This window comes from Pseudomonas sp. Larv2_ips (genome assembly GCF_963879675.1).
Taxonomy (GTDB): Bacteria; Pseudomonadota; Gammaproteobacteria; order Pseudomonadales; family Pseudomonadaceae; genus Aquipseudomonas.
Window position 1 is genome coordinate 197,336 of sequence record NZ_CAWOAW010000014.1, and the last position, 13,305, is coordinate 210,640.

The 13,305-nt window shown below is 58.7% G+C and carries 14 protein-coding genes; 8 read left to right on the forward strand and 6 right to left on the reverse strand.

All coding sequences use genetic code 11. The annotated features are described in order from the left end of the window. Positions 1–85 precede the first annotated feature (85 nt). Entirely contained in the window at positions 86–556 is a 471-nt protein-coding gene (ybaK, locus tag AACV02_RS07260) for a Cys-tRNA(Pro) deacylase (protein ID WP_119738611.1), read from the forward strand. Between the two features lie 143 nt (positions 557–699). Here the strand turns inward: ybaK and AACV02_RS07265 are convergent, their stop codons facing one another. Both AACV02_RS07265 and argF read right to left on the reverse strand, forming a co-directional pair. After that, the gene (locus tag AACV02_RS07265) at positions 700–1,809 is read right to left on the reverse strand and encodes an ABC transporter ATP-binding protein (protein ID WP_119738613.1); all 1,110 of its coding nucleotides are present in this window, start codon (positions 1,807–1,809) and stop codon (positions 700–702) included. Then, the gene (argF, locus tag AACV02_RS07270; RefSeq protein ID WP_119738615.1) at positions 1,806–2,726 is read right to left on the reverse strand and encodes an ornithine carbamoyltransferase; all 921 of its coding nucleotides are present in this window, start codon (positions 2,724–2,726) and stop codon (positions 1,806–1,808) included. Before argF ends, AACV02_RS07265 begins: the two co-directional genes overlap by 4 nt. Before the next feature lie 423 nt (positions 2,727–3,149). On the opposite strand from argF, the gene AACV02_RS07275 reads away from it, so the two are divergent. After that, positions 3,150–5,258 carry a molybdopterin oxidoreductase family protein gene (locus AACV02_RS07275; RefSeq protein ID WP_119738617.1) on the forward strand — a complete coding sequence of 703 codons (2,109 nt, stop codon included), beginning with the start codon at positions 3,150–3,152 and terminating at the stop codon, positions 5,256–5,258. A gap of 86 nt (positions 5,259–5,344) precedes the next feature. Then, positions 5,345–5,683: a Grx4 family monothiol glutaredoxin gene (grxD, locus tag AACV02_RS07280; protein ID WP_106577269.1), complete on the forward strand. Its 339-nt coding sequence runs from the start codon at positions 5,345–5,347 to the stop codon at positions 5,681–5,683. A gap of 102 nt (positions 5,684–5,785) precedes the next feature. Here grxD and bfr read toward each other — a convergent pair whose 3' ends face one another. Together bfr and AACV02_RS07290 are read right to left on the reverse strand one after the other, a co-directional pair. After that, positions 5,786–6,256, reverse strand: a complete 471-nt coding sequence (bfr, locus tag AACV02_RS07285; protein ID WP_106577268.1) for a bacterioferritin — start codon at positions 6,254–6,256, stop codon at positions 5,786–5,788. A 199-nt stretch (positions 6,257–6,455) separates the two neighbouring features. After that, complete coding sequence (locus tag AACV02_RS07290) at positions 6,456–6,674, reverse strand: bacterioferritin-associated ferredoxin (protein ID WP_078047118.1); 219 nt, start codon at positions 6,672–6,674, stop codon at positions 6,456–6,458. 241 nt (positions 6,675–6,915) lie between these two features. Here AACV02_RS07290 and AACV02_RS07295 point away from each other — a divergent pair, with 241 nt between their 5' ends. Continuing rightward, a complete protein-coding gene (locus AACV02_RS07295; RefSeq protein WP_057724790.1) occupies positions 6,916–7,518 on the forward strand; it encodes a peroxiredoxin in 603 nt (200 codons plus the stop codon). Between the two features lie 337 nt (positions 7,519–7,855). Here AACV02_RS07295 and rnt read toward each other — a convergent pair whose 3' ends face one another. Further along, positions 7,856–8,527, reverse strand: coding sequence for a ribonuclease T (gene rnt, locus AACV02_RS07300; protein WP_017137041.1), 672 nt, complete (start codon positions 8,525–8,527; stop codon positions 7,856–7,858). Then, entirely contained in the window at positions 8,524–9,570 is a 1,047-nt protein-coding gene (gene pyrC, locus AACV02_RS07305) for a dihydroorotase (protein ID WP_106577267.1), read from the reverse strand. Before pyrC ends, rnt begins: the two co-directional genes overlap by 4 nt. Positions 9,571–9,726: 156 nt before the next feature. Here pyrC and AACV02_RS07310 point away from each other — a divergent pair, with 156 nt between their 5' ends. From AACV02_RS07310 to AACV02_RS07325, 4 genes are all read left to right on the forward strand, one after another. Continuing rightward, positions 9,727–10,635 (forward strand): flagellar protein MotY, encoded by a 909-nt coding sequence (locus tag AACV02_RS07310; protein WP_106577266.1) that lies wholly within the window; start codon positions 9,727–9,729, stop codon positions 10,633–10,635. A gap of 129 nt (positions 10,636–10,764) precedes the next feature. Next, on the forward strand, positions 10,765–11,982 hold the full coding sequence (locus AACV02_RS07315) for an argininosuccinate synthase (RefSeq protein WP_017738284.1): 1,218 nt from the start codon (positions 10,765–10,767) through the stop codon (positions 11,980–11,982). Between the two features lie 285 nt (positions 11,983–12,267). Beyond that, positions 12,268–12,621, forward strand: a complete 354-nt coding sequence (locus AACV02_RS07320; RefSeq protein ID WP_157986819.1) for a hypothetical protein — start codon at positions 12,268–12,270, stop codon at positions 12,619–12,621. Beyond that, on the forward strand, positions 12,614–13,246 hold the full coding sequence (locus tag AACV02_RS07325) for a response regulator transcription factor (RefSeq protein ID WP_106577265.1): 633 nt from the start codon (positions 12,614–12,616) through the stop codon (positions 13,244–13,246). The genes AACV02_RS07320 and AACV02_RS07325 overlap by 8 nt, the downstream gene beginning before the upstream one ends. Positions 13,247–13,305 lie beyond the last annotated feature (59 nt).

Consider the following 13,305-nt stretch of genomic DNA (forward strand, 5'->3'; position numbering starts at 1 on the left):
TACGTCTCGCGGGAGTGGCGCACTAGAGCGTTTTGCTGACGCTTGGCCTAGAATTGGCCCTCTGTTTGCCATGCCCGGAGTAGCCATGACCCCCGCACTGGACCTGTTGAAAAAAGTTCGTGCCGAACATCACATCTACAGTTACGAACATGACCCCAAGGCGGCGTCGTATGGCCTGGAGGCCGCGGAAAAGTTGGGGCTCGACCCGGCCCAGGTGTTCAAGACCTTGCTGGCCAGCAGTGAGAAAGGCGAATTGTTGGTGGCGGTGGTGCCAGTCGTCGGAAGTCTGGATTTAAAGGCGCTCGCCCATGCAGCCGGGGTGAAAAAGGTCGAAATGGCCGACCCAGCAGCGGCGCAACGCTCCACCGGTTACTTGTTGGGCGGCATCAGCCCATTGGGACAGAAGAAGCGTTTGCGCACATTTATCGACGTGACGGCGCAGCCGTTTGCAACGATTTTTGTCAGTGCCGGGAGGAGGGGGTTGGAAGTTGAGCTGCCGGCGGCGGTGCTGGCTGAGCATACCCAGGCCACATTCGCGCCGATTGGACGGGCCTGAAACTCGCATTTTGAATACGACGAGATCCAATGTGGGAGCGGGCTTGCTCGCGAAAACGGTGGTTCAGTAATAAATTCGTTAACTGACACTCCGCATTCGCGAGCAAGCTCGCTCCCACATTTTGATCTGGTTTCGTCAGTTACTCAGTTGGCGGGGCTGTAGCGCCTTACGCCGGAGTCGGCTTTAGGAATCTGCGCCGCAACGCTGCCCGAAGCCTGAAACAACACCAAATGCTCAGCCGCCACCCGAATCCCCACGTCCACACCCACCTGATGATCAGCATGGCTGGGGAAAATCGACTCCAGCTGTGCACCGGTCGGCAATTGCAGACGGTACAAGGTCGAAGCGCCAAGGAACGTTTTGCCGACAATCCGCGCTTTCAACGCGCTGTCCGGTGCATAAACGATGTCATCCGGGCGCAGCAACACGTCCACCGCGCCGCCGGTGGGCCAGGTGTAGGCACGATTACCGCGCAGGTCGCCGAGTTCGGTGCTGACCGACTCCGGTGAGCTCAACTGGCCACGGATGAAATAGCCCTGGCCGATAAAGCTGGCGACATACGGCGTTTGTGGCTCGTGATAGAGGTTGTAGGGCGTATCCCACTGCTCAAGACGGCCTTCCTTGAAAACCCCCACCTGATCACTCACCGCAAAGGCTTCTTCCTGATCATGAGTGACCAGAATCGCACTGGTGCCGCGCGCCTTGAGAATGTCGCGCACCTCGTGGCTGAGCTTGCGCCGCAGTTCGCCGTCGAGGTTGGAGAACGGCTCATCGAGCAGCAAGAGTTGCGGCTCCGGCGCCAGGGCGCGGGCGAGGGCGACGCGTTGTTGCTGGCCGCCGGAAAGCTCATGGGGAAATCGTTTGCCCAGGTTCTTCAGGTTGACCAACTCGAGCAACTCAGCGACCACGCGGTCTTTTTGTGGGTGCTTGCGAATGCCGAAGGCGATGTTGTCGGCCACGCTCAAGTGCGGGAACAGCGCGTAGTCCTGAAACACCATGCCGATCCGGCGTTTCTCCGGTGCGAGGGTGAAGCCGGCACTGGAGATCACGTCGCCGGCCAGGCTGATTTCACCTTCGTGCACCGGTTCAAACCCGGCGATCGCGCGCAAGGTAGTGGTTTTGCCACAGCCCGAAGAGCCCAGCAGGCAGCCGATGTCGCCCGCGTTGAGGTGCAGGTTGAGGTTCTGCACCACGCGTTGGTCTTGATAGCCGCATGCCAGATTGCGCAGGTTCAGCAGTAATGGCTGGCTCATGCGTGGTGGTACGACGGCGGGACAAGGAATTCAAGCAACGCTTTCTGGGCGTGCAAGCGGTTTTCGGCCTGGTCCCACGCGACCGAACGCTCATCGTCGAGCAGGTCAAGGCTGATTTCTTCGCCACGGTGCGCGGGCAGGCAATGCATGAACAGCACGTCCGGCGCGGCCAGGTCGAGCAGGGCGCGGGTTACTTGGAACGGTGCGAACAGGGCCAGGCGCTTGACGGTTTCTTCTTCCTGGCCCATGGAGGTCCAGACGTCGGTGCTTACCAGGTGCGCGCCGATCACCGCGTCACGCGGGTCACGCACGACGGTGACGCGGTTGCCGGCTTGAGCCAGGAAACGTGCATCCGGCTCATAGCCTTCCGGGCAGGCAACGCGCAGTTGGAAGTCGAACTGGATCGCCGCTTCTATATAGCTGTTGCACATGTTGTTGCCGTCGCCAATCCAGGCCACGGTCTTGCCCTGGATCGAACCCCGATGCTCAAGGAAGGTTTGCATGTCGGCCAGCAACTGGCAGGGGTGCAGGTCATCGGACAGGCCGTTGATCACCGGCACCCGAGAGTTGGCGGAAAATTCGGTCACGGTGCTGTGCGCGAAGGTACGGATCATTACCGCGTCGAGCATGCGCGACATCACGCGGGCGGCGTCGGCAATCGGCTCGCCGCGGCCCAGTTGGGTATCGCGCGAGGACAGGAAGATGGCTTGGCCACCCAGCTGGATCATGCCGGCTTCGAACGACACACGGGTGCGTGTCGACGACTTCTCGAAAATCATCCCGAGCACACGGTTTTTCAAAGGCTCGAACAGTACGCCGCGGTTACGCAGGTCTTTAAGCTCAATGCCTCGACGGATCACGCTGACCAGCTCTTCGGGCGTGCAATCCATCAGGGAGAGAAAGTGCCTTGCGCTCATCATTAACTACCTTTTTGCAACAGACCGCAGATACTCAAAGCCTTGTTTATTGTGACAACGGGCGAGACCTGCGGCGAAAGCCGCACGGGGCGACGAAATAGGGGAAGGCGCGATCTTATAATTAAATGTCGCGTCTTACCAATAGGGCTACGGTTTTTAAGGGTGTTCAAGAAGGGCGCTGAAGCGCTTTTGAAGACTGATTCCTGACAGCAGCGGGCCATTTGTACACTGGCGCTGAGACCTTTTGCAATGCGTGGGGGCGGGCGCAGGCCAGGCTGCGTCGGTTTCGGCGGCTCTTCGCAAGGTTTTGAAACATTTGCTCATGGTCTGGCCTGATGCCTCTCGATTCACGGGGCGAACCTTACTGGTACGCGCTCAGGTGACGGGCCATAGTTGGGTCAAAGCCCAATAAAGAGACTGGCCATGACCAAGACTCTCCACCACCGTGCCTGCCATCTGTGTGAAGCCATCTGCGGCCTGACCCTGGAAACCACCCGGGCCGACGACGGCAGCCTGGCGATCACCTCAATCAAGGGTGACGCGCTGGACACCTTCAGCCGTGGGCACATCTGCCCCAAAGCGGTGGCATTGCAGGACATCCAGAACGACCCGGACCGCTTGCGCCAGCCCATGTTGCGCGTGGGCAACGAATGGCAACCGATCCCATGGGACGAGGCATTCACGCTGGTCGCTGAGCGCCTGGCGGGTATCCAGGCCCGGCATGGGCAGAATGCGGTGGCGGTGTACCAGGGCAACCCCAGCGTGCACAACTATGGGCTGATGACTCACAGCAACTACTTCCTTGGCCAGCTCAAGACGCGCAATCGGTTTTCCGCGACCTCGGTGGACCAGCTGCCTCATCACCTCACCAGTCATCTCATGTACGGCCACGGCCTGCTGCTGCCGATTCCGGATATCGATCACACCGATTTCATGCTGATCCTGGGCGGCAACCCGTTGGCGTCCAACGGCAGCATCATGACCGTGCCTGACGTAGAGAAGCGTCTCAAGGCCATTCAGGCGCGGGGCGGCAGCGTGGTGGTGGTTGACCCACGACGCAGCGAGACGGCGGCGATCGCCGATCAGCATCTGTTTGTGCGGCCCGGAGGCGATGCGGCGTTGTTGTTCGGGTTGCTCAACACCTTGTTTAGCGAGAACCTGACGCGTGAAAGCCATTTGCCGGTCGACGGTCTTGAAGACGTGCGTCGCGCGATTGCCGGGTTTACCGCTGAAGCCATGAGCCGCCAATGTGCAGTGCCTGCCGAACAGATCCGCCAGCTGGCGCGGGACTTTGCCGCAGCGGACAAGGCGGTCTGTTACGGGCGCATGGGCGTGTCCACCCAAGCCTTCGGTACGCTGTGCCATTGGTTAGTGCAATTGATCAATCTGGTGACCGGCAATCTGGACCGTGTCGGCGGCGCCTTGTGCACCTCGCCGGCCGTGGACTTGGTGGCGTCAACCGGTGGCGGGCATTTCAATCGCTGGCAGAGTCGCGTGTCCGGGCGCCCGGAATATGGCGGTGAATTGCCGGTGTCCGCCTTGGCGGAGGAAATGCTCACCGAAGGCGAAGGCCAGATCCGCGCCCTGGTGACCGTGGCCGGCAACCCGGTGTTGTCGACGCCAAACGGTCGCCAGTTGGAGCAGGCGCTGGACGGGCTTGAGTTCATGGTCAGCATCGACCTCTATATCAACGAGACCACGCGTTACGCTGACCTCATCCTGCCGTCCACCTCGGCGCTGGAAAACGATCACTACGACACCACGTTCAATATGTTCGCCGTGCGCAACGTCACTCGGTTCAACCGCGCGATCCTGCCCAAGCCCGCAGGCGCGCTGCACGACTGGGAAATTTTTGTCGGCCTGGCCAAGGCCTTCGCGGCGCAGACAGGCGTGGCGCTCAAACCGACCATGGCGCCGGCGCAGATGATTGACTTCGGTTTGCGTGCCGGGGCTTACGGTGACGCTTCCGATCACAAGTTGTCGGTGGCGATGCTTGCCGACCATCCGCACGGCGTGGATTTGGGGCCGCTCAAGCCCAATCTTGTCGCGCGCTTGAAGACCGCCAACGGCCGGGTGCAGGCAGCGCCGGCTGTGATCCTGGCTGACTTGGCGCGGTTCGCAGCACACCCCGGGCCGGTGTTGGATGAACTCCTGTTGATCGGCCGTCGTCATGTGCGCAGCAATAACTCGTGGATGCATAACTATCATCGTCTGGTGAAGGGCAAGCCTCGGCACCAGTTGCATATGCACCCTGATGACCTGGCCAGTCGACAATTGAGCGATGGTCAGCGGGTGCGCGTCAGTTCGCGCATCGGCATGATCGAAGTGGAAGTAGTGGCCAGCCTGGACATGATGCCCGGCGTGGTCAGCCTGCCCCATGGCTGGGGGCATGGACGCCCAGGCGTGCAGATGAGCATTGCCAGCGGGCAGCCGGGGGCGAGTGCGAATGACTTGACCGACGAGCGGCAGTTGGACGAGTTATCCGGCAATGCTGCGCTCAACGGTGTGCCGGTGCAGGTAGCGGCTGCCTGAGGCGCCCGACCACCGGGCTGGAATTTTGCGTTACAATGCGCCACCGTGCCGACCTGTGAGTCGCAAAGTTCCAGCCGAGGTGTTCCATGGATATCATCGAAACGATCAAAGAGCAGATTGCCAACAACACCATTCTGCTTTACATGAAGGGCGCGCCAAACGCTCCTCAGTGCGGTTTCTCCGCGAAGGCTTCCCAGGCCATCATGCAGTGCGGCGAGAAATTCGCCTACGTGGATATCCTGCAAAACCCTGAAATCCGCGCCAACCTGCCGAAGTACGCCAACTGGCCGACGTTCCCGCAGCTGTGGGTAGCCGGTGAGCTGGTCGGCGGCAGTGACATCATCACTGAAATGGCTGCGGATGGTTCGCTGCAAGCGCTGATCAAAGAAGCAGCGGCAAACGCCGCCGCCAAGACCGACGCGTAATCCTGAAGGCGCCGGCTAGCCGGCGCCTTCAGTGCGTCAGTCAATAAAAAGCCCCGCTTCTCGAAAGAGAGCGGGGCTTTTTTATGGCCTGTTGACTACGGGTTATTCACCCATCTGCGATTGCAGGTAGTTTTCCAGGCTGACTTTGTCGATCAGGCCCAGTTGGGTTTCCAGCCAGTCGATGTGTTCTTCCTGGTCTTCCAGAATGTCTTCGAGCAGTTCACGGCTGCCGAAATCGCCCTTGGTTTCGCAGTGCGCAATGGCGGCCTTGAGATCGCTGTGGCTCTTCTGTTCGAACTTCAGGTCGCTGATGATCATTTCCTGGGTGTGCTCGCCGATGTTCAGCTTGCCCAGGTCCTGCACGTTCGGCAGGCCTTCCAGGAACAGGATGCGCTTGATCAACGCGTCCGCGTCTTTCATGGCCTTGATGGATTCTTTGTATTCGCGCTTGCCGAGCTTTTCCAGGCCCCAATCGTCATACATGCGCGCATGCAGGAAGTACTGATTGATCGCGACCAGTTCATTGGCAAGGATTTTATTGAGTTGCTGGATGACTGAGATGTCGCCTTTCATGACTGGGGTCCTGCCCTGTATTAGCTGTATATAGGCGGAGTTTGAGCGGCGAAATCCCTAGTGTCAAACCTAAGTTATTGAATAATAAATGAAAATTAATCGGAATAAGAATGTTTGTGTTCCGCGTCTTGACGCTAACTAATTGAATTGCGGGCATAAAAAAACCGGACACTAAGTCCGGTTCTTCAAAACACGCTATTTAAGCGTGTGTAAATTCTGCTGAGTAGGGGAGTGCTGACTGAGCGGTTTGCAGCTGCGTCAGGGTTTCCCGTACCACTTGCTTGGCGAGGCAAGCACATTTACCGCACTGGCTGGCAACGCCGGTGGTTTCACGTACTTCCTTGTAGCTGCAGCAACCTTCGTAGATTGCTTCGCGGATTTGTCCGTCGGTGACGCCAGTGCAGAGGCAGACATACATAAGGGAGAACCATCGCGGGTTAAGGCTTAAGTGCGATGGATCTTAATGTTAACGAGAATGATTGTCAAAGTAGATTCGTAGGGTATTGCCCGGCACTGCCCGTGCGCTGACGAACGGTTTTTTCAGTGTATGATGGTCGGTCTTCACGAAGCGTGACCGCGTCACAGGGCTGTCGCTTATTCGCGTCAGACTGGGCCGGTCCTTTTACTTCAATCGTCACCCCTGCATCAGGAGATAACCAATGAGCGTACTCGTCGGCAAACAAGCCCCGGATTTCGACGTACCTGCCGTCCTCGGCAATGGCGAAATCGTAGACAGCTTCAAACTGTCTGAAGCCATCAAAGGCAAATACGGCCTGGTGTTCTTCTACCCGCTGGACTTCACCTTCGTCTGCCCGTCGGAGCTGATCGCTCTGGACCACCGCATGGACGATTTCAAGGCGCGCAACGTTGAAGTGGTAGCCGTTTCCATCGACTCCCATTTCACTCACAACGCCTGGCGCAACACCGCCATCAATGATGGCGGCATCGGCAAAGTCAAATACACCATGGCTGCCGACATGAAGCACGACATCGCCAAGGCCTACGACGTTGAGTCCGAAGGCGGCGTGGCTTTCCGTGGCGCGTTCCTGATCGACGACAAGGGCGTTGTGCGCTCGCAGATCATCAACGACCTGCCGCTGGGCCGTAACATGGAAGAGCTGATCCGTTTGGTCGACGCGCTGCAATTCCACGAAGAGCACGGCGAAGTTTGCCCTGCCAACTGGAAAAAAGGCGACAAAGGCATGACCGCTTCCACCGAAGGTGTTGCGGCTTACCTGACCGAGAACGCTGGCAAGCTGTAAGCCACGTTCGAAGCAAAAAAAACCGGCCTGAGAAGGCCGGTTTTTTTATGCGCGGGAAATGACCTTGTGGCGACTGGTGTTCAGTGGCTGGAGGATTGTTGTGGCAATGGGTTGTTGTGGCGAGTGGGTAGGTTGTGGTGAGTGAGTAAGTTGTGGCGAGCGGGCTTGCCCCGCGTTGGGCTGCGAAGCAGCCCCAATTAGACCGCCACGATTTACCTGGCAGACCGCGTTGTTTGGTTCTGGGGCCGCTGCGCAGCCCAACGCGGGGCAAGCCCGCTCACCACAACAAGCCCGCACCACAACAAGCCCGTTCGCCACAACAGCGCTCGGGCAGGCCTCAGTCGTTGAAGTCTTCCCAGCCGCCCATCTGCTTCCAGCGGTTGACGATGCCGCAGAACAACTCGGCCGTCTTCTCGGTGTCGTAGCGAGCCGAGTGAGCCTCACGCCCGTCAAAGTCGATACCGGCCGCCTGACAGGCTTTCGCCAGCACGGTCTGGCCATATGCCAGGCCCGCGAGGGTAGCAGTGTCGAAGCTGGAGAACGGGTGAAACGGGTTGCGCTTCATGTCCAACCGCGTCACGGCGGCATTCAGGAAGCCCAGGTCGAAGCTGCTGTTGTGGCCGACCAGGATCGCGCGTTTGCAACCATTGGCCTTCAACGCCTTGCGCACACCACGGAAGATATCGGTCAGCGCCGCTTCTTCACTCACCGCCATGCGCAGCGGGTGGTCGAGCTTGATGCCGGTGAATTCCAAAGCGGCTGCTTCAATGTTCGCGCCCTCGAACGGCTCGACACGAAAGAAGTGGGTGTGCTCGGGAAACACAAAACCCTGCTCGTCCATGCCGATGGTGGTCGCGGCAATTTCCAGCAAGGCGTCGGTGGCGCAGTTGAAGCCACCGGTTTCTACATCGATGACCACCGGCAGATAGCCGCGAAACCGCTCGGCCATCGGGTGACGGGAACCGCCGCCACTGTGCTCGTGTTCGTCATCGTAATGGTCTTCACTCACTTGCTTTCCTCCAGCAGGCGCCAGCGCAGTGTTTCACCGGCGCGCAGCGGGATAACAGTCAGCTCGCCAAACGGCAGGCTGGCAGGGGCGGTCCAGTCTTCACGAACCAGGGTAATGCGGTCGGTATTCGCCGGCAGGCCGTAGAAACGCGGGCCGTTGAGGCTGGCGAAGCCTTCGAGCTTGTCCAGGGCATTGCGCTGTTCAAACGCTTCGGCGTACAGCTCGATCGCCGCATAAGCGGTGTAGCAGCCGGCACAGCCACACGCGGCTTCTTTGGCGTGTTGAGCGTGAGGCGCGGAGTCGGTGCCGAGGAAGAACTTCGGGCTGCCGCTGGTGGCGGCGTCCAGCAAGGCCACTTGGTGAGTGTTGCGCTTGAGGATCGGCAGGCAATAGAAGTGCGGCCGAATCCCGCCCACCAACATGTGGTTGCGGTTGTAGAGCAGGTGATGCGCAGTGATGGTCGCACCGACATTGGCCGAAGCCTCGGTCACAAACTGCACGGCGTCGGCCGTGGTGATGTGTTCGAACACTACCTTAAGCGTCGGGAACAGCTCGACCACGCGGCGCATATGCTCGTCGATGAAGACCTTCTCGCGATCGAACACGTCGACATCGCCACGCGTGACTTCACCGTGAATCAGCAGCGGCATACCGACTTCAGCCATGGCTTCGATGGCCGGCAGGATCTTGTCGATACTGGTCACGCCGGAATCGGAGTTGGTGGTCGCGCCCGCCGGATACAGCTTGGCGGCGTGCACGAAGCCGGTGGCCTTGGCCTGGCGAATTTCGTCAGGCTGGGTGCGGTCAGTGAGGTAAAGCACCATCAGCGGTTCGAAGCGGCTGCCGGCCGGCCGTGCAGCGAGGATGCGCTGGCGATAGGCGTCGGCTTCAGCGGCATTACGCACCGGAGGTACCAGGTTAGGCATGATGATGGCGCGGCCAAATGTGCGCGCTACATCGGCCACGGTTTGGGGTAACGCAGCACCATCGCGAAGATGAATATGCCAGTCGTCGGGACGCAGCAGGGTCAGGCGGTCGGACATTGGGGATTCCAGGCGGGTCAATCTGGTGGGAATGCTACCGGAAAAGACTCTTGCAGGCACTCGCTATCAAGTTTTGCAGGACGCTACCGATATCCCTGGGTATGCCTTAACGACGTATGACGCTTTGAAGTGTTGTAGAAACCAGTGGAGCCTCCCGTGCGCCAGCATTATCTAGCCCTGCTCAGTGTGTTCGCCAGCCTGCCTGCGATGGCCCTCACGTTCCAGACACGTCTGGAGAATATTGAGTGGAAGGTGGAAGGCGACCAGTTCGAATGCCGCTTGACCCAGCCGATCACCGATTTCGGCTCGGGTGAGTTCGTGCGCCGGGCCGGTGAGCAGGCGACGTTTCGCCTGAAAGCCTACAACGGCGCGCTGGGTGCGGGCTCGGCGACCTTGTTGGCCGCCGCTGCGCCCTGGCAGCCGGGCCGCGGGGACATCAACCTTGGCGCCGTGCGTGCCGGCAGTGGCGAGGTGTTGTTCAACAGCTCCCAAGCTCAGGCCGGGCGGCTGTTCACCGGTTTGCTGGAAGGACGTAGCCCGACCGTGCGGCATTACGGGCGCGAAGGCGGCTACTCGGAAATTCGTCTGTTGCCGGTCAAGTTCAACAAGGCCTACAACGACTACCAATTGTGCACCACCAAGCTGTTGCCGATGAATTACGACCAGGTCAAACAGACCGAAGTCGGCTTTCCCGGTGGCGGCATTGAACTGGACGCGGCCGCGAAGAAGAAGCTGGACGTGATTGTGGCGTTCATGAAAGCCGATCCTACCGTCAACCATGTCGAGTTGAACGGCCATTCGGACAACAGCGGAAATCGCCTGACCAACCGTGATGTCTCGCGCCGCCGGGCGTTGGCGGTCACGGACTACTTAAAGGCCAATGGCATCCCGGAATCGCAGATTTCCATGCGGTTTTACGGCGAGAGCTACCCACTGGCGCCCAACACCAATGCCGCCAACCGGGCGCGCAATCGCCGCGTGAATATCCAGCTGGAACGCGTGGCAGCCCCCGAGAAACCGGCGCCGCAGGCCACTGCACCGAGCAACCCGGCACACACGTCTTAAGGTGCGACCCTCGGTCGCCCGCTCGACATAATCTGTCGCTTTATCTTCATTTGCTGTCGCGCCTCTGTAAATTCACGGTTTTGGTCGGTAGAATCGACGCCTTTCCGTACAACCCCGTGGAGTGATGGCATGGCCGACGTAAACAAGGTCGTTCTCGCGTATTCCGGCGGCCTGGACACTTCGGTGATCCTCAAGTGGCTGCAGGATACTTATAACTGTGAAGTGGTGACCTTCACCGCTGACCTGGGTCAGGGCGAAGAGGTCGAACCTGCACGTGCCAAGGCGCAAGCCATGGGCGTGAAAGAGATCTACATTGACGACCTGCGCGAAGAGTTCGTCCGCGATTTCGTCTTCCCGATGTTTCGCGCCAACACCGTCTACGAAGGCGAGTACCTGCTGGGTACTTCCATCGCACGTCCGCTGATCGCCAAACGCCTGATCGAAATTGCCAACGAAACCGGCGCCGACGCCATTTCCCATGGCGCGACCGGCAAGGGCAACGATCAGGTGCGCTTCGAACTGGGCGCCTACGCGCTCAAACCAGGCGTGAAAGTGATTGCTCCGTGGCGTGAGTGGGACCTTTTGTCCCGTGAAAAGCTGATGGATTACGCTGAAAAGCACGCGATCCCGATCGAGCGTCACGGCAAGAAGAAGTCCCCGTACTCGATGGACGCCAACCTGCTGCACATCTCCTATGAAGGCGGCGTGCTGGAAGACACCTGGACCGAGCACGAAGAAGACATGTGGAAATGGACCGTCTCCCCGGAGAACGCTCCTGACAAGCCACAATACCTGGAACTGACCTACCGCAACGGCGACATCGTCGCGCTGGACGGCGTCGAAATGACCCCGGCCACCGTGCTGGCGACCCTGAACCGTATCGGTGGCGAACACGGTATCGGCCGTCTCGACATCGTCGAGAACCGTTACGTGGGCATGAAGTCCCGTGGTTGCTACGAAACCCCGGGCGGCACCATCATGCTGCGCGCTCACCGCGCCATCGAGTCCATCACCCTGGACCGTGAAGTGGCTCACCTCAAAGACGAGCTGATGCCCAAGTACGCCAGCCTGATCTATACCGGCTACTGGTGGAGCCCTGAGCGTCTGATGCTGCAACAGATGATCGACGCCTCCCAGGCCCACGTGAACGGCGTTGTCCGCCTGAAGCTGTACAAGGGCAACGTGATCGTCACCGGCCGCAAGTCCGATGAATCGCTGTTCGACGCCAACATTGCTACCTTCGAAGAAGACGGCGGCGCCTACAACCAGGCGGATGCTGCGGGCTTCATCAAGTTGAACGCACTGCGCATGCGCATTGCTGCCAACAAGGGTCGCAAGCTGTTCTGAGTGATCTGCGTTGTTAGAAATGGCCCCTGTTAAGGGGCCATTTTTTTTGCCTGCCGATTAAGTCGCGGGGGTTGAACCGAACACAATGTTTAAAAACTCAGGGGGATGTTTAAGTTTTTGTCGGTCAGGAAAGTTGATGGGTTTATTTTTCAGTTCGAATTCATATTTTGCGTTGTTGAATGAATTTTTAACACCTGACTAGGAACTATGTCCTACAGAAAATTCACTACACAAGTAAGAAAGGTATGTAAGACATGGAAAGTTCTGTAGGAAGCAGGGGTGTAAATGAATATGTTCAAAGGAACTAATGCAGGCGGTTTTTTTGCGTCTGCTCATTCGCTTGTGGGTGATGAGCAATGGGTATTTCCTGAAAGTCCTGTGCGGCACGTTTACCCTGAACCCCTTGCGCGGCGGTTATTTCACTCAAAACATGTCAGCCCCCGGAAAGTTCTGAAAGGCGCCATAAAGCCCAAACTGTCCGAGTTAATGTTTTTTTGTAGGTTAATTCCTATATCGCTGTGGGGTGGGTCTCTGCTTGCTGTTGCTTGGGGGGTAATGCTATGCCAACTAGGAAACGACTACGCTATTGTGCTTGCTCTAAATAATTCGAACAGCGAAATTGGACTTTCTCATGAATAAAGTGCTGATCGTGGATGATCATCCCGTCATTCGTCTTGCTGTGCGCATGCTAATGGAGCGTCATGGTTATGAAGTCGTTGCTGAGACTGATAACGGTGTCGATGCGTTGCAACTTGCACGGGAACATGTACCGGACATTGTCATACTGGATATCGGGATTCCCAAACTCGATGGGCTGGAAGTTATTTGCCGCTTGGCGTCTGCCAAGCAGCCCGCGCCTTTCAAGGTGTTGGTGCTGACGTCCCAGGCGCCCGGGCATTTTTCGATGCGCTGCATGCAGGCGGGAGCGGCGGGCTATGTGTGCAAGCAGCAGGACCTGACCGAATTGCTGAGCGCGATAAAGGCCGTGCTCTCCGGCTACAGCTATTTCCCCAACCAGGCGCTCAATTCCGTGCGTTCAACCATGGGCAACGCCAGCGAGGCGGACATGGTCGAGCGTTTGTCGGGGCGCGAAATGATGGTGCTGCAGCAGTTGGCCCGTGGCAAAACCAACAAGGAAATCGCCGACGGCATGTTCCTGAGCAACAAGACCGTCAGTACCTACAAGACCCGCCTGTTGCTCAAGCTCAATGCCCGGTCGCTTGTGGACCTGATCGAGCTGGCTCAACGCAACGGCCTGGTCTAGAGCGGGGCGCAGAAATAGTCGGCAAAAAAAAGCCTCCATCAGGGAGGCTTCCGGTCGTG